We start from the raw sequence: 19025 nt of genomic DNA, 5'->3' as shown, positions 1-19025 counted from the left end.
GTGCAAATGATGAGTTATAACACGAAGAATTATACAGAGCAAGGTGGAGAAAAGACCGTAATCGGTGGTGAACTTGTCATAGAAGAGGGGGCCAAAGTAACCGGACTCCCTGTTCTTGAGAATCAACCAGCAAGCACTGCGGCTACTGTAGAGGACTTGGTAACGGACTTTAATGCCCTTTTAATCAAGTTAAAAGCCACTGGAATAATGGTAGAGGATACTCCGTAGAGAAAGGAAGGTGACGGTGATGACACTGTTTGAAAAGGTAAAGGCAAATCTAATTCTTGAGCATGATCGTGATGATGAACTTCTTCAGACATACATCACCACTGCAACCTCCTATGCCGAGAGTTACCAGCATCTGCCGGAAGGTCATTATAGCGAAAATGCAATGCCGCCAACTACGGAGCAAGCCATCATCATGCTGTCATCCCACTTCTATGAAAGTCGGGATGGCAGTACGGGTGGCTTTTTTGCTGACAATGTGCAGGCGGGCCAGCAGGTTTGGAATACGGTAAATTTACTGCTCAGGCTTGATCGGGATTGGAAGGTGTAGCGTATGAGCTTTGGAAAAATGAATACCTTTATAGATATTATTTCTATTGAAACAATGAAAGACAGTGAGGGATTTAGTAAACCCACTGACACCATTCTTGCGTCTGTTCGTGCTTATAAGGAAGACCGTCACGGGAATGAAAAATGGGCCAATAGAGCAACCTTCTCTGAAGCCACCGCACTGTTTTGCTTTCGTAAGATACCAGATATTCCGGTGTCTACTAAGATGGTCATAGCGTGCAGTGATGGACGATACGAAATCACAAGTGTGGAGGATGTAAAAGGAAAAGGTATGTATATTGAAGTTTTGGCGAAAAAGGTGGTGGCATCAAGTGGCTAAAGCAGATGTTAAAATGCCGGACGATTTTCTTCTAAAACTTTCAAAGCTGGGTGATAAGACAGATGAAATTATACCGAAGGTACTGGAATCAGGAGGGGAAGTAGTTCTAGAAAGGGTAAAGTCAAATTTACAAGGGACTATTGGTAGTGGAACAAAAGAAAAAAGCCGGTCTACGGGTGAACTAGTCGATTCCCTTGGTGTCTCTCCTGCTAAGCTAGATCGAAACGGTAATTTTAATGTAAAAGTAGGTTTTAAAGAACCAAGAAAAAATGGTGAAAGCAATGCCAAGATAGCCAATATCATAGAGTATGGGAAATCCGGTCAACCACCAAAACCATTTTTAAAGCCTGCAAGAAGGACTTCAAGAAAAGCCTGTATAGAAGCAATGAAACAGCGATTTGATGAAGAGGTGGATAAGATATGAGCATCTTAAAAGAATTAAATCTCATAGCAGACATGTGTAGCATTCCAGTAGAGACAGGTGTTTTTTCTGGTGTGCCTCCTGATGTTTATCTTGTAATCACACCTCTTGTCGATTTGTTTGAGGTTCATGCTGATAACAAGCCTGAATATGAAGTGCAGGAAGTTAGACTTTCCCTATTTGTAAAAGGTAACTATATAGGCATTAAAAATAATTTAGTCCGCACTCTTTTGGGTGCAGATTTTACAATAACAGACCGCAGGTATATCGGCCATGAAGATGATACCGGCTATCACCACTATGCCATTGATGTGGCAAAACCCTATGAATTTAAATTAGAAATGGAGGAATAAAATATGGCTACAATTGGTCTTGATAGACTTTATTATGCAAAAATCACTGAGGATGCAAACGGTGATGAAACCTATGAAACCCCGGTGCCCTTGGCAAAAGCCATCAGTGCAGAACTGTCGGTAGAGCTTGCTGAGGCAACGCTTTATGCCGATGATGGTGCGGCTGAAATCATTAAAGAGTTTAGAAGCGGCACATTAGCGCTTGGTATTGATGATATTGGAGTGACTGCTGCAGGAGATCTTACAGGAGCAACCATTGATGACAATCATGTGCTTATTTCAACCAGTGAAGATGGCGGTGACCCTGTTGCGGTAGGCTTTAGGGCTAAAAAAGCAAACGGAAAGTATCGTTATTTTTGGCTGTATCGTGTCAAGTTTGGTATCCCAGCAACTAATCTGGCTACTAAAGGCGATAGCATTACCTTTTCAACTCCAACCATTGAAGGGACAGTGCTACGCAGGAACAAATTGGATGGTCAGGGCAGACATCCTTGGAAAGCAGAAGTTAACGAGGGTGATGAAGGAGTCACACAATCAATTATTACCGAATGGTACAACGAAGTATATGAACCTACATTTGCCGCCTCTGGTGGCACTGAAGAATAGGAGGATGTTCCATGGATAACGAACGCAGCGCAAAGATTACTATCAGTGGTCAGGAGTATGAACTTATTTTAACGACTAGGGCAACAAAAGAAATTGCAGGAAGATATGGTGGGCTTGAAAACCTGGGTGAAAAGCTCATGAAATCAGAAAACTTCGAGATGGCACTGGATGAGATTGTCTGGCTGATTACATTAATGGCCAATCAAAGTTTGCTTATTTATAACCTACGAAATCCGAATGATAAGAAGAGTCTTCTCACTCAAGAAGAGATTGAACTTCTTACTTCACCTTTGGAGCTTGCCACATATAAAAACGCACTGATGGAAGCGATGTTTAAAGGGACGAAACGAAATATTGCATCGGAAGATGACTCAAAAAACGCACAAACCGGGTAAATGAGGAGGAGCTCTTTACCCGGCTTTTATATTACGGAACAGTCCATTTAAATCGTACTGAAGAGGAAACATGGCTAACACCTCTTGGGCTTTTGATGGATTTATGGGAATGTCACAAACAGTTCCTTGGACTGAGCAAGCAAAAAAGGGAGATTTCCATAGATGATGTTATTCCCTATGGAATTTGACTAGAACATCCTTGACAATGGTGCGAAATCGTACTATAATAAATATAGTACGATTTCGCACTAAAATCGAGGAGGTTATCAAATGAATTATAAAGAGACTATGTCGCGATTAAATAAGTCGCTCAATAATATTGATTCAGCTTATGCGAAGATTGCAAAAAACCATGGGTTGACTTTTAACTCTTTAATGATGCTGTATTTGTTAGAGGAATCTAAAAACATTACGCAAAAACAGATATGTGACACGTTACATCTTCCGAAGTCTACTGTTCATAGCATTTTATCTGATTTTATTAAACAACAATACGTCACCCTCGTAGCTGAGAGTAACAAGAAAGAAAAATTTGTTATTTTTACTGAAGAAGGAAGAGGCTTTTTTTCTAAGATTTTCGAAGAAACCGAACGATTTGAGAAAAAGGTGCTTTCCTCATTGGGAGAAGATACCTGTTTATTTCTTATTGAAACAGCAGAAAAGCTTAGTGGTATTATCAAAGATGAAATTGCAGAAATAAGTGATAGTGAGGTGTGAAGCATGGAAGTGAAAATCAAGCAATTACAGAGAAAAGATTTTGGTAAAGTTATCGACTTTGCTATCAAAGGAATGAATTTTAACAGATATGTTGATAACCCACTAGCACTTCGTTTATACGGCAGATATTTTCTGTATTTGGAATTGGAACGTGCATCACAGGTAGTTGCGGCATATATAGGAGATCAGCTTGTGGGTATTCTAATGGCTGATATGAAAAATGAACCGAAGCAGTATTCCTCTTTTTGGAGAAAACTCTATGTGAAAATGTTCAAAGCAATTATGGCGGTTGTTGTTAAAGGAGGAGCAGATATATATGACGAAGCAAACAAGGCGATGTATCAAAAATATTTAAATAGAGCTATTCCTGATGGGGAGATTTGCTTTCTTGCAGCAGATCCTACCATGCACGGTAAGGGAATCGGAACAAAACTGCTTGAAGAATTAAGCAGACGAGAAAAAGGTAAACTGATTTATTTATACACAGATGATAATTGTACTTACCAATTTTACGAACACAAAGGATTTGAAAGGTCAGAAGAAAAAGAAATTAAAATGGAGCTACAAGGAAAAGCTGTATCGCTTACTTGTTTATTATATAGCAAACGATTGTGATAAGTTTTAGCACCTAAAAAATAGGTGCTTTTTTTATACTCGGAGAGATCCGGGTATTTTTTATGCCCGTTTTAGGAAGGAGGCGGTGATTTTGGCAGATAACTTTGGGCTCAAAATTGGTGTTGAGGGCGAGAAGGAATTTAAAAGTGCACTTCGTGACATCAATCAGACATTTAAGGTTCTGGGATCTGAGATGAAACTGGTATCCTCACAGTTTGATAAGCAGGATAAATCTGTCCAGCCTTAACGGCAAGAAATGAAGTTTTAAATAAGGAAATAGATGCACAAAAGAATAAAATCGGTACTTTGGAAGCTGCCCTTAAAAATGCCGCTGAATCCTTTGGTGAAAATGATAAAAGAACACAGGCTTGGCAAATCCAGCTTAATAATGCCAACGCTGATTTAAATAAGATGGAACGGGAGCTTGATGAAAATAACAAAGCACTAAATGAAGCCAGTGAAGGTTTTGATGAAGCAGGAAATGAAGCGGATGATTTTGGTGATGAGATAAAAAAGAGTGCCAACGTTGCAGATGATGCGGGAGGAAAATTTGAGAAACTAGGCAGTATTGTCAAAGGAATCGGTGTGGCAATCGGAGCGGCTATGGCTGCCATTGGAACTGCCGCAGTTGCCGCAGGTAAAAAGCTTTATGACATGGCTAATGATGCTGCCGCAGCTGGAGATGAGATTGATAAAGCAAGTCAACGTATTGGACTTTCCAGAAAAGGCTATCAAGAGTGGGACTATGTGCTTTCGCAAAATGGTGCAAGCATATCTACTTTAGAAAATGGCATGAAAAAACTAAATAACACGGTTGATGATGCCATCAATAGTAGTACTTCTGCCACTGATAAATTCAGGCGATTAGGAATTTCGATGGAAGATCTCCAAGGGAAATCAAGAGAAGAAATCTTTGAGATGACGGTGAGAGGACTGCAGGGGATTGCTGATGAAGGCGAAAAAGCGGCCATTGCCAATGATCTCCTTGGAAACTCATCAGTGGAACTAGCAGCTCTTTTAAACCAAACTGCAGAAAGCACAGAAGACTTAAAGAACAAAGCCAGCGAGCTAGGGCTTGTGATGAGTGATAAATCCATCGATGCTGCAGTCGAGTATACCGATGCCATGGATAATCTTACCCGTTCTTTTACCGGTGTGAAAAACAATATCACTTCCCAACTCCTTCCCGGCTTTACCATGATCCTTGATGGTCTTACAGGTCTAATCACAGGGCAAGAAGGTGCAGCGGAACAGTTAAAAGAAGGAGCCAAAGAAACAGTTGACCAGATAGCAGTAATTCTTCCTCAAATCTTAGATGTGGTCACTGGACTGATAGCTGCCATTGCAGAAGTTGCTCCTGAGCTAGTCATTGCTCTTGTTAACGGTATTTTGGATAATTTACCAACACTGATTGATGCAGCGACAAATATTATTATGACCATAGTGGGCGGTCTTATTGAGGCATTGCCACAGATAACTCAAGGGGCGCTTCAATTGGTACTAACTTTAGTGGATGGAATCATTGCCAATCTCCCTGCCCTTGTTGAAGCGGCACTTGTGATGATTGTTACCCTTGCCACTGGCATTGGTGAAGCACTGCCGGAACTAATTCCATCCATCGTAGAAGCAGTGATTTTGATTGTAGAAACATTGATTAATAATCTGGATTTGGTCCTAGAAGCGGCTTTCCAAATTATCAGTGGTTTGGCACAAGGTATCTTAAATGCACTGCCTACATTAATTGAGGCTTTACCGCAAATTATTAGTAGCATTATTACTTTTATCACCACAAATCTACCTAAGATTATTGAGATGGGTGTTCAGCTTACTATTCAGCTTGCGGCAGGATTGATTCGGGCTATACCGCAGTTAGTGGCACAAATTCCTCAGATTATTACAGCAATATTGACTGGTTTAGGGAAAGCCATTCCGGCCATTATTGATGTGGGTAAAAACATCGCCAGAGGACTCTGGGATGGTATTGCCTCCATGGTGACTTGGCTTAAAAACAAAGTCAGTGATATGGTTGGTGGAATTGTCAAAGGAGTTAAGGGGATTTTAGGCATCCGATCTCCATCTCAAGTTTTTGCAGGTATTGGTGAAAACATGGGTGAAGGTATCGGTGTAGGATTTGAGAAGGCCATGGATGATGTTAGTGAAGATATGCAAAAGGTCATCCCCACAGATTTTAAATTAGACTCCGATGTAAATGTAAATGGTGGTGCAGGTGGCGGATATGGAATGCTTGGCGGCTCTTTAATTACCATTCAGCAGATGATTGTACGCAGTGAAGATGATATTAGAAAGATATCACAAGAACTCTACAATTTAATGCAGACCGGTTCTCGAGCACAGGGGCGCTTTATAACGACGTAAAGGAGGGCGATGTATGGGATTTATTTATAACGGCATTAGTTCAAAGAACATGAAGATAAAAGCAAGACTCACAAGCTGGCAGGCATCGCCCGCTCTTAGAAACTCTTATGAAATGGTGCCGGGTAAAGCGGGGGTTGCTGATTTTGGTTGTGATAGCTCAGAGCGAATCATCATCGTTAATTGTAATGTATACCCACAAAAAAGTTTTGCTGATCTAGTAGATGTATTGGATGGGTTAGCTGAATGGTTAAACCCCATGAATGGTTTGAAACAACTTGTATTGGATGATATTCCAGATCGTTACTTTTATGCCCGTCTTACTGAACAGGTGGATTGTGAGAGGCTACTTAGAACGGCAGGGGCATTTGATCTTAAGTTTATCTGCCCAGATCCTCATGCTTATGCTTTAACTGATGAGCAATTTACACTTTCCAGCGAAGGCAATCATGAGATTGAAAGATTAACCGGAAATGCTGACTCAGAACCCGTTTATCAACTTAAGGGGACAATAAGCAGTTCAGCCTCCACCTATATCTCGATTACAACTAATGGTGAAGAATTACGAGTTGTTGGAGCTTTGACCGCAGATGAAGTTCTTGTCATTGACAGTGGACTAGTGACAGCCAAAATAACTGATACAAACGGAAACACATTGAGAAATGGTTTACCAGGCTTGGATGAGCTGAATTTTCCTGTTCTTCATAAGGGAGATAATGAAATAACAATCACTGTGGCGGGAGCAACATTTTCTGAATTAAGGATTCTGGCTAAAAGCAGATGGAGGTGATCAGGTGGCCATTAAGTCGATTTTAACAGTGCAAACAGATTTTACAGGCGAGTATCCAGTAAGTGATCAGACCGTTGGACTTTGGAGATTTAATGAATCAGCGCCAGATGGAAACACCATGCTTTTAGATGCGTCAGGCAATAACAGAAACTTCTTTGTTTCCGGATGGTCAGGAACTTCAGCTAGTTTGGTCTTAGGTAGACTTGGAAGATTTTTCAGGCAAAACATTGTCAACCCTACAAGTGAAAGAACCCATTTAGTGGCTACCAATGACGGTAGCTTTTTTAGTGATTTAGGAGAAAAAATCGTAGTGGGTGGATGGATTAACCCGACAACTTATTCCATTGGTCAAAATTTTATTCCCATCTTTAATACCAGACATGGACCAGGACAGCCGATTTTCTATGTTTCCTTATACCAAGGCAGATTAAGATTAATGCTTTACAATGCATCGGGTTCGCTGATTTATGATCAAACGGAAACACCAAGTATTACGCTTAGGAATAATGGTTGGTATTTTATAGCGTCCATTATTGAAGTAAATAGCAAAAGAGTACAAAATTTGGTCTGTGACCGAAGTGATGGTGCTGTTTGGCAATCGCCCCTTAGAACTTTTACCGGAGATTTGAATCAAAATTGTGTTGCCAATATTGTCATGGGAATGCTGGCTGATACTTATTATTATGCAGGCGGATTTGATGATTGGTTTTATGAAAAGAATTCTGACCTTACCATGGAGGAGCTTATTTCCTACTTCAAATCTTCTATCTTGGCAAATGGTGGTGACAGTGCCTCTGATGTAGATGCCCTAACGGAACCGGGTACTGTTATGCTGAAGGCAACAAGTGGTGTTTATGCTCAAAATGGTCAGCTTTATACAAATGCAGCTGCCTGTGGTCTTGCAGGAACAGGACGAGTATCAGTAACCAGCGAATACACAGCAGGGGTAACTGCTATCTCCCTTGTTGAAACCTCTACCTCTGATGATTTAGTCAGTTGGACACAGTGGCAGTCAGTGGGACCCAGCGGAGAACTTCAGTCACCGAATAGAGCTTATATTCGTTATCGAATTACTTTGACCACTCAAGATACAACAAGAACACCTAAGCTTATAGAAATACAGCTTCATGATATTCCGAAACCACCTTACGAGAGGCTGGGATTTGCAAGACCAGTTGTTTTGGATACCAACGGTGCGTGGGAAGCGGTGTTAGAAAATGCCTTTGACATCATTGTAACCAGTGAGGTAAATGGCGCCGATATCTTGGAATTTAAGTTGCCATTTCATGATCCCAAGCGAGAGTCCCTAGATAATGAGAAACAGGTGCAGATTGTAAATGATGTGTACCGAATTCGGACCACGACAGATGAGAAAACTTCTGATGGTCGAGTGATTACACAAGTGTATGCGGAAGCTGCCTTTTATGATCTTTCATTCAGCACGGCAAAAGAGCCGATGGATTTTGTCGCTGAAACACCAGAGGCTCCTATGCATTATGCCCTTCTTGGTACAGGCTGGGCTTTAGGGAATGTCACGGTAAGTACAAGGAGAACATGGCAATCTACCGAGAAAAACGCTCTATCAATTCTTCGGGCCATACAGAACATTCATGGTGGAGATTTAATATTTGATAGTGCTAATAGGTTGGTGCATCTTCTGACATTTGGTGGCACAGACAGTGGAGCATTGTTTTGCTATAGAAAAAACATGAAAAGCATACAAAGGGTAGTAGATACAAGAAGCTTAATCACTCGACTTTATGCATATGGAAAAGATGGGATGACATTTGCCTCTATTAATGGAAATAAAGAATATGTGGAGGACTACAGTTACTCATCAGAAGTAAGAGTGGCAACCCTTGATGCCTCATCCTTTAGCAATCCTTATCAGATGCTCGAGTTTGCTAATATGCGATTAGCACAGTATTCAAGGCCTAGAATTTCCTATGTTCTTTCAGCTATGGATTTATCTGTGCTGACGGGATATGAACATGAAGCTTGGAATCTTGGAGACATCGTTACCGTGGATGATAAAGACTTAAATTTGTCAGTAAAAACTCGTGTGGTGCGCAGGCAGTACAATCTACAAGAGCCATGGAAAACAGTGCTGGAGCTATCCACCACCTTAAGAGAATTAGGGGATGCATCTGCTGGGTGGGATAAAGCTGCCGATATTTTATCCTCAGCCGATGTCCTTGACAGGCAGGAAGTAAAAGATTTAGTCCCCTTTAACCATCTAAGAAATTCAAGAGCCGATGACGGGATCACCTACTGGCTCAATTCAGGGTTTGATGTTGATCCAAACAATGGTGTCTCAGGAGATGCTTCCTTTAAAGCTGATGGGGTTTTAGGTATGACAAAAAGTCTATCCCAAACTATCTATCCAGCAAGTAGGAGGAGTTACACATTCTCAGCTCAGATTGCATCAGAGAATCTTCAAAAAGGTCCTAATGGGCAAATTGGCATTGAAGTTATGATTGAATACGAGGATGGTACAACCGAAACCAGGTTTATTGATCTCTTTTAGGAAGGAGTGGTGCTATGGCTTATTTTTTCCATACAGCTCATGTTATCTCACCGCGAGGGTTTAGCAAGATAAAGGCTCTAACCATTCGTATATATGTTTCTGATTGCACAGGCGCAGTATTCTTTACTGATATGCTTTTACAAGGAGGCTCAATTGCTACAGGCTGGACTCCCCATGTATCAGAAATTAAATGGACACTAGATGGGTAGGTGGTGATATTGTCAGTTTCTTTTACTAGATTTGCAGAGACCATTCATTGCAAAGAAGAAAAGCGTGTTGTTAGCATAACGGTGGAACTACTTTTAGAAGACTGCACCGGTACGGTTTATTTTACCGACATTCAAGCGCAAGAAGGAGACCGCTTGACGGGTTACACAATCAATACAGAAACCATGCTCCAGAAATTTAGGCAGAATAATAGCATTGTGCCTGTTCGTTTTTATAACGGAGTGGTTCGTAGTAGTGAAACAATCATCCTTTTTAATCTTGGTAAAACCTCAGCTGGTCTTGATTGTCACATTTACCCGATACAGGGTATGCAAGCAGGAGGTATTGAGTTATCTCAAGGAGCTGGAGCACATAAGGTTAAGTTTAAAGATTCCATAAACCCAGGAGACACATTTTCTCTTTTAGCCTCTACCAGGCAGTGTTTGAAAAATGGGAGCCCTTCTGAAAAAGAGGGCTTTTTTCAATACACCGCAGCTAGTGATAGTAAGCATGTGGTGAAGTTAGAAGATAGAAAATCTGCCAGGGTATTATTCGAGTTTCAAGAAATGCAGGAAGGAAGTGAACGCCCATGAGAGATTATTTAAAAGGAAAGCGGTGCATGGTTTGGAGTTTCATGGGCAATGCTCGTATGTACCAAGCCTTACGTGATTATGGTGATCGCTTGGATACCGTAGGGATTTTTACCTTTGAAGTAGATATTACCGGAACAATAACAGAAACAGGTACAAGCATCTCCAGCATGCTTACTTACATCAACCGATGGCCACACATCAAGTGGCTGCTTACAATCATGAATCATGGTACAGCATCCATTTTTACAGCCCTTAGAAATAATACAAACGGCGCGAAGGATAAATTCCTTACTGAGATTATTCGTATTATGAATAAATACCCTTGGTGCGCTGGAGTGGATATAGACTTGGAGCGTGGTGGGGGTTATGAAAATAAGGATGCGGCTAATGCTCTCTTTCGAGATATCTATAATACGGTTAAAGCATACAATCCATCTAAACTCGTGAATATTTGCTTACCCGGCATGACAGGGGTACAAGGCTCCGTTGGTGGTGAAAACTGGTGTGTTTATGAAGATTTAGATCCCTACTGCGATACAGCAGCAATCATGAGTTATGGCATGGCTTGGGCGGGTTCTGCACCGGGACCTGTATCCCCTAGGAATTGGCTGGAAGGGACCTATGATTATGCGGCTCGCGTAATGACTCCTGAAAAAGTGTTCTTTGGACTGCCTGCTTATGGTTGGAACTGGAGGATACACGATTCTCCTGCGAATCTAGGCATTACCTACCGAGGAATTTCCAACACCTATTATGCAGCCCAAAACTGGATGACTGGAGTCTATAACTTCACAAATGATGCTCCTCCCCAACCTCGTATTCCTATCATTGCGTATTGGGATGATTACGATAAGGTTCCTTGGGCTTTACCGCAGGTGTATGACTACATGGAAGGGTGGGATGCGGTTTCAAGAACGTATCCGTTAATTGGAGAAACCTATAACAGGCGCAGATATTTGACAGCTTATAGTAAACAGCAAAGAACTGAGTTTGGCACAATCTATGTAGACCGTACTGGAGGAAGTCCAGATAGCCATACTGGGAGCGTGTCCATTTCTACTCAAATGGTAACCCTTGGAGAAGGAGGCGAAGCAGAATATGAATTTGAAATAGCTACTGCCGGTGTTTATGATGTTGCATTCCGTATCTCTTTTCCCTTTTGGGATAAGAATGGTATTCATGTTGCTTTGGATGGTGTAAGTTCTACTTTTAGTGAGAATAGACTATGGTGGCCATATTGGCGCACAACTTGCTGGCTTTCCTTGTCTTCGGGTGTATATCTTTCAGCCGGCACGCACACAATCAGCGTCAGTGCGCTAGTACCAGGTGTGCAGTTTTATGGATTTCGTGTATGCTCTAATTTCTATGAGAGTCCTTCTGCAGGAGAGGCAGAATTTATGTTATCACCACGAATGTTTAAAGATGTTAACGGAGTGATGGCTGAACCGGATCGAGGATTTAAGCTAACCACAGAGGTGCTACGTCGAAAAGCAGACTCTGCACTAGTTTGGTATGAAGACTTTAGGGATGACAACCCCTTACCATCTAGTTATTGGACAGCTTTAAGTGGACAGTGGCAGGTGTGGAGAAATCCTAATCAAACAACTAGTCGTCCCTACTCACAGCTTGATGGATCAGGAGAGTTGGCATGGAATTACACAGGTTTTTCAGATGTTCATTTACGAGCAAGAATAGCATTTACACCGGAAGGAAATGGCCGAGCGGGGGTATTTTGCGGGGATGTATTTTGCTGTCTTAATTTCAATACGCAACGCATCGAGCTTTATAAAGGTTCTTCCCTACTAGGTAGTACTGCCACTGAGATTATAAAAACAACAGAGGCAAACCTTCGTTCCAATCTGAGAGTGTACACTATTGAAATGAGGATTAGAGGTAACTCGGTAAGGGTCTATTCAGGGGCAAGTAATACTCTTCGATTTACTGCAACCCTTAATGGGTTTTCAGGAGGTTATGCAGGGGTTCGTTCTGATGGTCGCATTCTTTGTGAACTATTAAGGTTGGGAGATGCTTGGGTCTATGAACCGTATGAAAGGTTTGATGTGATATTTCCAGGAGGAACGACCGTAGAGTATGGAAGGCTTTCAAGGACTGGTGTGACTTGGGATAATGAGTTTCAGGTATTCGCTGTAAATAGTGATGTGGAGGAGTCTTCAACAAGAAGCCAAGACATCTCCATGGATTATGATTTCTTTCACTCAGGAGTCTTGCCACTTGTATGCGGAAATGATTATTCAGTAAAAGTCGTGCCTAAGGATATCAATGTTTGGATCTCTCGCCTATTTCTTGGAGATGCTGATGGTTTTTCAATTCTTTATTACCAGGACGTAGACAGCCTTGTTTATTGGGCAAATGAAGCAGCATATCGGTGGAAACTTAGAGGAATTGCCATTTGGTCTTTAGGACAGGAGGACATGAGATTATGGGAGGCACTGCCTAAACAAATATAAACGAATCAATTATAACGATCCAAGAGTGTTTGCGAAGATGCAGGCACTCTTTTTATATATTCAAAATCATGAAGGAGGTAAAAGTCATGAAGGAAATTTGGAACTGGGTACAAGTGGCACTAACTGCATTAGGCGGATTCTTGGGATGGTTTTTAGGAGGGTTTGATGGGTTTTTATATGCATTAGTTACATTGATGGTGGCTGATTATATCACTGGTGTCATGTGCGCCATTGTTGATAAAAAACTATCCAGCGAAGTCGGTTTTCGAGGCATTTTTAAGAAGGTGCTTATTTTTGTAATGGTTGGAATCGGCCATATTATCGACACGAACCTTATAGGAGACGGTAGCATGCTCCGAACCGCCATCATCTTTTTCTATTGCTCCAATGAAGGGGTTTCCATGTTGGAAAATGCAGGGCGCTTAGGATTACCGATACCAGAGAAATTAAAGGATATTCTTGCTCAGCTGCATAACAAAGGAGGAGAGCAATAATGAATCTCAGAAAGCTTATTTTTACAGAGAATGCTTGCTACAAGGCAGGCAGAAAGATTACACCAAAAGGCATCATGGTTCATAGCACCGGAGCGAACAATCCAAATTTACGCAGATATGTTGGACCGGATGATGGTCTGTTAGGAGTAAATCAATATAATAATCATTGGAATCAAGACAGACCAGATGGAAGACAGGTTTGTGTCCATGCCTTTATAGGGAAACTTAAAGATGGCTCCATTGCAACTTATCAAACCCTACCATGGAATCATAGAGGTTGGCATGCTGGAGGCGATGCAAATAACACACATATTGGCTTTGAAATCTGCGAGGACGGTTTGACCGATGCCTCGTATTTTAATGCTATCTATAAAGAAGCGGTGGAGCTATGTGCATACCTTTGTAAGGAGTATAAACTCGACCCGATGGCTGACGGTACGATTATCGGCCACTATGAGGGGTATCAACGAGGGATTGCATCCAATCATGCTGATCCAAGACATTGGTTTTCAAGATATGGTAAGAGCATGGACACTTTTAGAACAGAGGTTAAAAAGTTACTTTCAGCAGATGAACCACCTGCTGGGGGCTCTGAAAATACAACCTACCCTGAAAAGCTGACTACAGGCTATTACCGCGTTAGAAAGACTTGGGCAGATACGAAATCACAGCTTGGTGCATATCGTATCCTTTCCAATGCAAAGGCACAGGTTGATATGAACCCAGGTTATTATGTTTTCAACAACGATGGTATGATTGTATATCCCACCGGTAGCACCTCTTCACCAACTTACAAAGAGTATACGGTAGTTAAAGGTGATTCTCTCTGGGCAATTGCAGCCAAGCTACTCGGTAGCGGCACAAGATACACAGAGATTGTTAAACTGAACAATTTAAAATCAACGATTATTTATACCGGTCAAAAACTGAAAATCCCTAACTAAGCATGATGCCCTTGGAGGTTTAAAACTTCCTTGGGCATTTTTTTTATTAAACCGTCAGATTTATGTATCTCCTGAGGCTACCAGGTAGAGGGCAACAAATAAAAGCGCCCTTCAGAAAGAGGTGATGGATATGAAGCACAATCTAAAAATTAGTGTTTCAAAGAAACCACAGACAGGCGGGATTGTTACTTACCGTAACTTTTCCGTGAGGGAGCGCATCCTTCGATTCCTACTTGGGGGAAAACAGCGTGTAACGATTGTAATCCCCGGAGACAGCATCGAGGAACTCTCTATCTGTGAGATGACGAAAGGAGGAAATGACCTTGAGCAAAATAAAGTTACTGCTTGATGTGGTAAATGATATGCGAAGTCTTGCTGATAGCATACAAGCGGTTTGTGATGCAATGGCAGATAGCGATTCTGCTCCAAAAGAAACACCTACCACAAAGACAGAAAAAGCAAAGGAGCCGGATATTTCGCTGGAAAAAGTGAGAATGGTACTTGCCGAAAAAAGTCAGCTTGGCTTTACCGCTGAAGTGCGGGGCATCATCGGGAAGTATGGTGCTGACAAGTTAAGTGCTGTTGATAAGGCTTATTATGCTGACATCTTGAAAGATGCGGAGGTTCTTGGGAATGGGTAATCATGCAATATTATCTGCATCTTCATCACACAGATGGCTTCATTGTTTACCGTCTGCAAGGCTTGAACTTGAGTTTGAAAACACAAATGGAGAAGCAGCAAAAGAAGGTACAGCAGCTCATGCCCTCTCTGAACACAAGCTAAAAAAGGCACTTCGAATCAGAAGTAAGAGGCCTACATCAGAGTATGATTCAGATGAAATGGAAGAATGCACGGATGCCTACGTTGACTTCATCATGGAGCAGGTAGAACTTGCAAGAAAGTCTTGCACAGATCCTATCGTTCTTATTGAACAACGTCTTGATTTCTCTTGTTATGTTCCAGATGGTTTTGGGACAGGAGATTGTGTGATCATCTCAGATGATAGACTTCACATCGTAGATTTCAAATATGGTATGGGCGTGCTAGTGGATGCAGAGGACAATCCACAGATGAAACTGTATGCATTAGGCGCTTTAGAGATTTATGACAGCCTATACGACATCAAAGAAATATCAATGACAATTTTTCAACCACGAAGAGAAAATGTCAGCACATGGACTGTTCCGGTAGAAGAACTTAAAGCTTGGGCAGAAGAGGAACTAAAACCAAAAGCCGCAAAAGCCTATCAAGGTGAAGGTGAATATATGCCTGGCTCGTGGTGTACTTTCTGCAGAGCATCCAGCAGATGTCGTGCTAGAGCTGATGAAAATCTGAAACTGGCACAGATGGAGTTTAAGATGCCACCGTTACTTACAGATAGTGAGATAGAAGAAGTGCTATCCATTCTTCCCGACCTTACCAAATGGGCGAATGAGATAACTGCTTATGCGACAGATGCTGCAGTCAATCACGGTAAAGAGTGGCAAGGTTTTAAGGTTGTGGAAGGTCGATCTGTTCGAAAGTATAAAGATGAAAATGCAGTAGCAGAAAAAGCTGTAATCAGCGGATACAAGGACATTTATCGTAAGAGCCTCATCCCTATGACAGAAATGCAAAAATTGATGGGTAAAACCAAATTTGAGGAAATTCTAGGAAACCTCATTTATAAACCACCGGGCAAGCCGACTCTTGTCCCCAATTCGGATAAAAGACCGGCGATGAACGTAGCTGATGCAAAAAACGAATTTAACGAAATTATGGAGGGTTAATATTATGAGTAAAATCGAAAACAGAACTAAAGTTATTACAGGTGTAAACACAAGGCTTTCTTATTTTCACGGATGGGAGCCAGTATCCATCAACGGTGGCGCAGAAAAATATAGCGTATCTGTGCTTATTCCCAAAGACGATACAGAAACCATTAATGCCATAAATGCTGCAGTGGATGCAGCCATTGAGGAAGGCATCGCTAAATTTGGTGGAAAGAAACCGAACAAAGCGGCAATTAAACTGCCACTGCGTGACGGAGATGTAGAGCGTGATGATGAGGCTTATAAGGGGCATTATTTTATCAATGCCAATAGCAAAACTGCTCCACAGATTGTAGATAAAAGTGTTAAACCTATTATGGATCGCAGCGAAGTGTACAGCGGTTGCTATGGTAGAGTTTCACTCAATTTCTATGCTTTTAACTCAAACGGTAATAAAGGTGTTGCTTGTGGTTTGGGTAATATTCAAAAAATTAAGGATGGAGAGCCACTTGGTGGAAAGACCTCTGCAGCAGATGATTTTTCAACGCTTGTAGATGATGACTTCCTTGCCTAAAAGAAAGGATCGATTGATGGTGGTGGAGGTACTTCCTCTGCCACCTATTTTTTAGGAATGGAGGTAGGAAATGAAGAATCTTGAAATCGATATCGAAACCTACTCATCTATAAACTTACAAAAGAGCGGAGTTTATCGCTATGTAGAGGCAGATGATTTTGAAATAATGTTGTTTGGCTATTCTGTTGATGGTGGCGAAGTGAAGGTGATAGATTTAATGGCCGGTGAAAAGATACCTAGCGATATACTGGATGCCTTAACTGATGAAGATATTACCAAATGGGCATTTAACGCTCAATTTGAACGTGTATGCCTTTCCCGTTACCTTGGATATCCTTTTGGATCTTATCTAAACCCTTCATCGTGGAAATGTTCAATGGTGTGGTCAGCCTATATGGGACTTCCCCTTTCTTTGGAAGGTGTGGGAGCCGTTCTTGGGCTTGAAAAACAAAAACTGACGGAAGGGAAAGACCTAATCAGATATTTTTGTATTCCGTGTAATCCTACCAAAACAAATGGTGGTAGAAACCGTAATCTACCAAGTGATGAAATGGAAAAGTGGCAGAAGTTTGTAGCTTATAACAAGCGTGATGTTGAAACAGAAATGTTAATTCAGCAAAGACTTATTAAGTTTCCTGTGCCAGATGAAATATGGGATGAATATCTTCTCGACCAAGAAATCAATGACCGCGGCATTAAGGTAGACATGGATTTTGTAAAACAGGCGATTGCTACAGATGAGATTTCTCATACTAAGTTGATGAATCAGATGCAGGAAATAACAGAACTTGATAACCCAAACTCGGTACAGCAGATGAAAGGTTGGCTCGCTGAAAATGGTCTTGAGACAGACACTCTTGGCAAAAAGGCTGTGGCAGAACTATTAAAGGATGCACCGGATGACTTGTCTGAAGTTCTTAAACTCCGTCAGCAGCTGTCAAAATCATCCGTTAAGAAATATACGGCAATGGAAAAGGCTGTTTGTGCCGATTCACGTGCCAGAGGAATGTTCCAATTTTACGGTGCAAATAGAACCGGTCGCTTTGCAGGACGGCTTGTGCAGTTACAAAATCTACCTCAGAACCATATGCCGGATTTAAAAGAGGCACGAGGCATAGTAAAGAGCGGTGATCATGAAACCCTTGAAATGCTCTACGAAGATATACCTGATACGCTCTCACAGCTGATCCGCACAGCCTTTGTACCAAAAGAAGGCAATAAGTTTATTGTTGCCGATTTTTCTGCCATTGAAGCTCGTGTGCTGTCTTGGCTTGCGGGTGAACAGTGGCGAAATGAAGTATTCGCAAATGGCGGTGATATATATTGTGCCTCGGCATCACAGATGTTTAGAGTCCCTGTTGAAAAGCATGGTGTAAATGCTCATTTAAGGCAGAAAGGTAAAATTGCAGAATTGGCACTTGGTTATGGTGGATCAGTGGGTGCTTTAAAGGCTATGGGAGCCCTAGAGATGGGAATTTTAGAAGAAGAACTAAAACCCCTTGTTAATGCCTGGAGGCAGGCCAATCCATACATCGTAAAATTCTGGTGGGATGTGGATAGAGAAGTTAAGAAATGCATTAAGGAAAAAAAGTCTCAAGAAGTTCAAAATATCAAGTTTCATTACATGAGTGGAATGCTGTTTATTGTTCTTCCTTCTGGCAGAAAGCTTGCCTATGTAAAGCCTAATATTGGAGAAAATATCTTCGGTGGTGAATCAGTTACTTATGAGGGAGTTGGTGCTACAAAGAAATGGGAGCGGATTGAAAGTTATGGACCCAAGTTTGTAGAAAACATTGTTCAAGCCATCTCCCGTGATATTTTAATGTATGCCATGAAGACACTTAGCACTTGTAGCATAGTGGCTCATGTACATGATGAAATAATTATTGAGGCTAATCCTCGAGTACCACTTGATATGGTATGCAAGCAGATGGGCAGAGTACCTCCCTGGGCAAAGGGACTGCTCCTTGATGCCGATGGCTACGAATGCGATTTTTATAAGAAAGATTAAAGAAAACATCAGATTTCACCTCCCGCCGTGGCTACCAGGTAGGAGGTGTTTTTTTATGAACATTATTGAAGTGAAAGATGGTTCTCCTATCAAGGGTGAGACAGAACCGATGTCAGAAGAACAGTTACAGAAAGAATATGACTTTTATATAGCTGAGAGCATTGTTGGCATGCTCTATAAAGAGGGCAAGATTACACAAGATGAACTACACAAAATATCAGCATTAAACCGCCAGAAATTCTCTCCGAAGTTAGCCGAGATAATGCCCTGAAACACTTGCTATTATTACC

At 41.5% G+C, this 19025-nt stretch carries 21 protein-coding genes and 3 pseudogenes; all 24 read left to right on the top strand.

Annotated elements, in window-relative coordinates; all coding sequences use genetic code 11:
- The first annotated feature begins 9 nt into the window (after window positions 1–9).
- The 24 genes and pseudogenes from NAAC61_RS01935 (at window position 10) to NAAC61_RS01825 (ending at window position 19006) form a co-directional block, all read left to right on the top strand.
- Complete coding sequence (locus tag NAAC61_RS01935) at window positions 10–228, top strand: Head fiber protein (protein WP_202695159.1); 219 nt, start codon at window positions 10–12, stop codon at window positions 226–228.
- Window positions 229–247: 19 nt separating this feature from the next.
- The gene (locus NAAC61_RS01930; protein ID WP_184308332.1) at window positions 248–556 is read left to right on the top strand and encodes a head-tail connector protein; all 309 of its coding nucleotides are present in this window, start codon (window positions 248–250) and stop codon (window positions 554–556) included.
- 3 nt (window positions 557–559) lie between these two features.
- On the top strand, window positions 560–895 hold the full coding sequence (locus NAAC61_RS01925; protein ID WP_202695158.1) for a phage head closure protein: 336 nt from the start codon (window positions 560–562) through the stop codon (window positions 893–895).
- Window positions 888–1319, top strand: coding sequence for an HK97-gp10 family putative phage morphogenesis protein (locus tag NAAC61_RS01920; protein WP_202695157.1), 432 nt, complete (start codon window positions 888–890; stop codon window positions 1317–1319). Before NAAC61_RS01925 ends, NAAC61_RS01920 begins: the two co-directional genes overlap by 8 nt.
- Window positions 1316–1669: a hypothetical protein gene (locus tag NAAC61_RS01915; RefSeq protein ID WP_069980583.1), complete on the top strand. Its 354-nt coding sequence runs from the start codon at window positions 1316–1318 to the stop codon at window positions 1667–1669. The genes NAAC61_RS01920 and NAAC61_RS01915 overlap by 4 nt, the downstream gene beginning before the upstream one ends.
- 3 nt (window positions 1670–1672) lie before the next feature.
- On the top strand, window positions 1673–2275 hold the full coding sequence (locus NAAC61_RS01910) for a major tail protein (RefSeq protein ID WP_202695156.1): 603 nt from the start codon (window positions 1673–1675) through the stop codon (window positions 2273–2275).
- Window positions 2276–2286: 11 nt separating this feature from the next.
- Window positions 2287–2670 carry a hypothetical protein gene (locus NAAC61_RS01905; protein WP_202695155.1) on the top strand — a complete coding sequence of 128 codons (384 nt, stop codon included), beginning with the start codon at window positions 2287–2289 and terminating at the stop codon, window positions 2668–2670.
- A pseudogene (locus NAAC61_RS11300) lies at window positions 2667–2858 on the top strand (hypothetical protein); the annotation flags it as partial. The gene NAAC61_RS01905 and the pseudogene NAAC61_RS11300, both read left to right, overlap by 4 nt.
- 82 nt (window positions 2859–2940) lie before the next feature.
- Entirely contained in the window at window positions 2941–3387 is a 447-nt protein-coding gene (locus tag NAAC61_RS01900; RefSeq protein ID WP_202695154.1) for a MarR family winged helix-turn-helix transcriptional regulator, read from the top strand.
- Window positions 3388–3390: 3 nt separating this feature from the next.
- A complete protein-coding gene (locus NAAC61_RS01895; protein WP_202695153.1) occupies window positions 3391–4002 on the top strand; it encodes a GNAT family N-acetyltransferase in 612 nt (203 codons plus the stop codon).
- Window positions 4003–4093: 91 nt separating this feature from the next.
- Window positions 4094–6378: pseudogene (locus NAAC61_RS01885) on the top strand (phage tail protein).
- A gap of 13 nt (window positions 6379–6391) precedes the next feature.
- Entirely contained in the window at window positions 6392–7165 is a 774-nt protein-coding gene (locus tag NAAC61_RS01880; protein WP_202695150.1) for a distal tail protein Dit, read from the top strand.
- Between the two features lie 4 nt (window positions 7166–7169).
- Window positions 7170–9692, top strand: a complete 2523-nt coding sequence (locus NAAC61_RS01875) for a phage tail spike protein (protein WP_202695149.1) — start codon at window positions 7170–7172, stop codon at window positions 9690–9692.
- A gap of 14 nt (window positions 9693–9706) precedes the next feature.
- Complete coding sequence (locus tag NAAC61_RS11295; RefSeq protein WP_069980589.1) at window positions 9707–9901, top strand: hypothetical protein; 195 nt, start codon at window positions 9707–9709, stop codon at window positions 9899–9901.
- 9 nt (window positions 9902–9910) lie between these two features.
- Window positions 9911–10492, top strand: a complete 582-nt coding sequence (locus NAAC61_RS01870) for a hypothetical protein (RefSeq protein WP_202695148.1) — start codon at window positions 9911–9913, stop codon at window positions 10490–10492.
- Window positions 10489–12960, top strand: coding sequence for a glycosyl hydrolase family 18 protein (locus NAAC61_RS01865; protein ID WP_202695147.1), 2472 nt, complete (start codon window positions 10489–10491; stop codon window positions 12958–12960). The genes NAAC61_RS01870 and NAAC61_RS01865 overlap by 4 nt, the downstream gene beginning before the upstream one ends.
- Before the next feature lie 86 nt (window positions 12961–13046).
- Window positions 13047–13454, top strand: a complete 408-nt coding sequence (locus NAAC61_RS01860) for a phage holin family protein (protein WP_202695146.1) — start codon at window positions 13047–13049, stop codon at window positions 13452–13454.
- A pseudogene (locus tag NAAC61_RS01855) lies at window positions 13454–14167 on the top strand (peptidoglycan recognition protein family protein); the annotation flags it as partial. The gene NAAC61_RS01860 and the pseudogene NAAC61_RS01855, both read left to right, overlap by 1 nt.
- 361 nt (window positions 14168–14528) lie before the next feature.
- A complete protein-coding gene (locus NAAC61_RS01850; RefSeq protein ID WP_069980594.1) occupies window positions 14529–14747 on the top strand; it encodes a hypothetical protein in 219 nt (72 codons plus the stop codon).
- The gene (locus tag NAAC61_RS01845; protein ID WP_202695144.1) at window positions 14722–15039 is read left to right on the top strand and encodes a hypothetical protein; all 318 of its coding nucleotides are present in this window, start codon (window positions 14722–14724) and stop codon (window positions 15037–15039) included. Before NAAC61_RS01850 ends, NAAC61_RS01845 begins: the two co-directional genes overlap by 26 nt.
- Window positions 15032–16168 (top strand): DUF2800 domain-containing protein, encoded by a 1137-nt coding sequence (locus NAAC61_RS01840; RefSeq protein ID WP_202695227.1) that lies wholly within the window; start codon window positions 15032–15034, stop codon window positions 16166–16168. The genes NAAC61_RS01845 and NAAC61_RS01840 overlap by 8 nt, the downstream gene beginning before the upstream one ends.
- Window positions 16169–16172: 4 nt before the next feature.
- Window positions 16173–16724, top strand: a complete 552-nt coding sequence (locus NAAC61_RS01835; RefSeq protein ID WP_202695142.1) for a DUF2815 family protein — start codon at window positions 16173–16175, stop codon at window positions 16722–16724.
- Between the two features lie 70 nt (window positions 16725–16794).
- The gene (locus tag NAAC61_RS01830) at window positions 16795–18735 is read left to right on the top strand and encodes a DNA polymerase (RefSeq protein WP_202695140.1); all 1941 of its coding nucleotides are present in this window, start codon (window positions 16795–16797) and stop codon (window positions 18733–18735) included.
- Between the two features lie 55 nt (window positions 18736–18790).
- Window positions 18791–19006 carry an SHOCT domain-containing protein gene (locus tag NAAC61_RS01825; protein WP_026478190.1) on the top strand — a complete coding sequence of 72 codons (216 nt, stop codon included), beginning with the start codon at window positions 18791–18793 and terminating at the stop codon, window positions 19004–19006.
- Window positions 19007–19025: the final 19 nt, after the last annotated feature.

Origin of the sequence: Petrotoga sp. 8T1HF07.NaAc.6.1, assembly GCF_016772115.1 — a bacterium.
GTDB lineage: Bacteria > Thermotogota > Thermotogae > Petrotogales > Petrotogaceae > Petrotoga > Petrotoga mobilis.
The sequence above is the reverse complement of the archived record's forward strand: the minus strand, read 5'-3'. Positions and strand labels throughout refer to the sequence as shown.

What these genes read in the sequence shown, in the direction of transcription:
- NAAC61_RS01865 (WP_202695147.1), top strand. Translation starts at nt 10,489, where the DNA reads ATGAGAGATTATTTAAAAGGAAAGCGGTGCATGGTTTGGAGTTTCATG.
- NAAC61_RS01910 (WP_202695156.1), top strand. Translation starts at nt 1,673, where the DNA reads ATGGCTACAATTGGTCTTGATAGACTTTATTATGCAAAAATCACTGAG.
- NAAC61_RS01860 (WP_202695146.1), top strand. Translation starts at nt 13,047, where the DNA reads ATGAAGGAAATTTGGAACTGGGTACAAGTGGCACTAACTGCATTAGGC.
- NAAC61_RS01840 (WP_202695227.1), top strand. Translation starts at nt 15,032, where the DNA reads ATGGGTAATCATGCAATATTATCTGCATCTTCATCACACAGATGGCTT.
- NAAC61_RS01825 (WP_026478190.1), top strand. Translation starts at nt 18,791, where the DNA reads ATGAACATTATTGAAGTGAAAGATGGTTCTCCTATCAAGGGTGAGACA.
- NAAC61_RS01835 (WP_202695142.1), top strand. Translation starts at nt 16,173, where the DNA reads ATGAGTAAAATCGAAAACAGAACTAAAGTTATTACAGGTGTAAACACA.
- NAAC61_RS01915 (WP_069980583.1), top strand. Translation starts at nt 1,316, where the DNA reads ATGAGCATCTTAAAAGAATTAAATCTCATAGCAGACATGTGTAGCATT.
- NAAC61_RS01895 (WP_202695153.1), top strand. Translation starts at nt 3,391, where the DNA reads ATGGAAGTGAAAATCAAGCAATTACAGAGAAAAGATTTTGGTAAAGTT.
- NAAC61_RS01925 (WP_202695158.1), top strand. Translation starts at nt 560, where the DNA reads ATGAGCTTTGGAAAAATGAATACCTTTATAGATATTATTTCTATTGAA.
- NAAC61_RS01900 (WP_202695154.1), top strand. Translation starts at nt 2,941, where the DNA reads ATGAATTATAAAGAGACTATGTCGCGATTAAATAAGTCGCTCAATAAT.
- NAAC61_RS01830 (WP_202695140.1), top strand. Translation starts at nt 16,795, where the DNA reads ATGAAGAATCTTGAAATCGATATCGAAACCTACTCATCTATAAACTTA.
- NAAC61_RS01905 (WP_202695155.1), top strand. Translation starts at nt 2,287, where the DNA reads ATGGATAACGAACGCAGCGCAAAGATTACTATCAGTGGTCAGGAGTAT.
- NAAC61_RS01930 (WP_184308332.1), top strand. Translation starts at nt 248, where the DNA reads ATGACACTGTTTGAAAAGGTAAAGGCAAATCTAATTCTTGAGCATGAT.
- NAAC61_RS01880 (WP_202695150.1), top strand. Translation starts at nt 6,392, where the DNA reads ATGGGATTTATTTATAACGGCATTAGTTCAAAGAACATGAAGATAAAA.
- NAAC61_RS11295 (WP_069980589.1), top strand. Translation starts at nt 9,707, where the DNA reads ATGGCTTATTTTTTCCATACAGCTCATGTTATCTCACCGCGAGGGTTT.
- NAAC61_RS01935 (WP_202695159.1), top strand. Translation starts at nt 10, where the DNA reads ATGAGTTATAACACGAAGAATTATACAGAGCAAGGTGGAGAAAAGACC.
- NAAC61_RS01850 (WP_069980594.1), top strand. Translation starts at nt 14,529, where the DNA reads ATGAAGCACAATCTAAAAATTAGTGTTTCAAAGAAACCACAGACAGGC.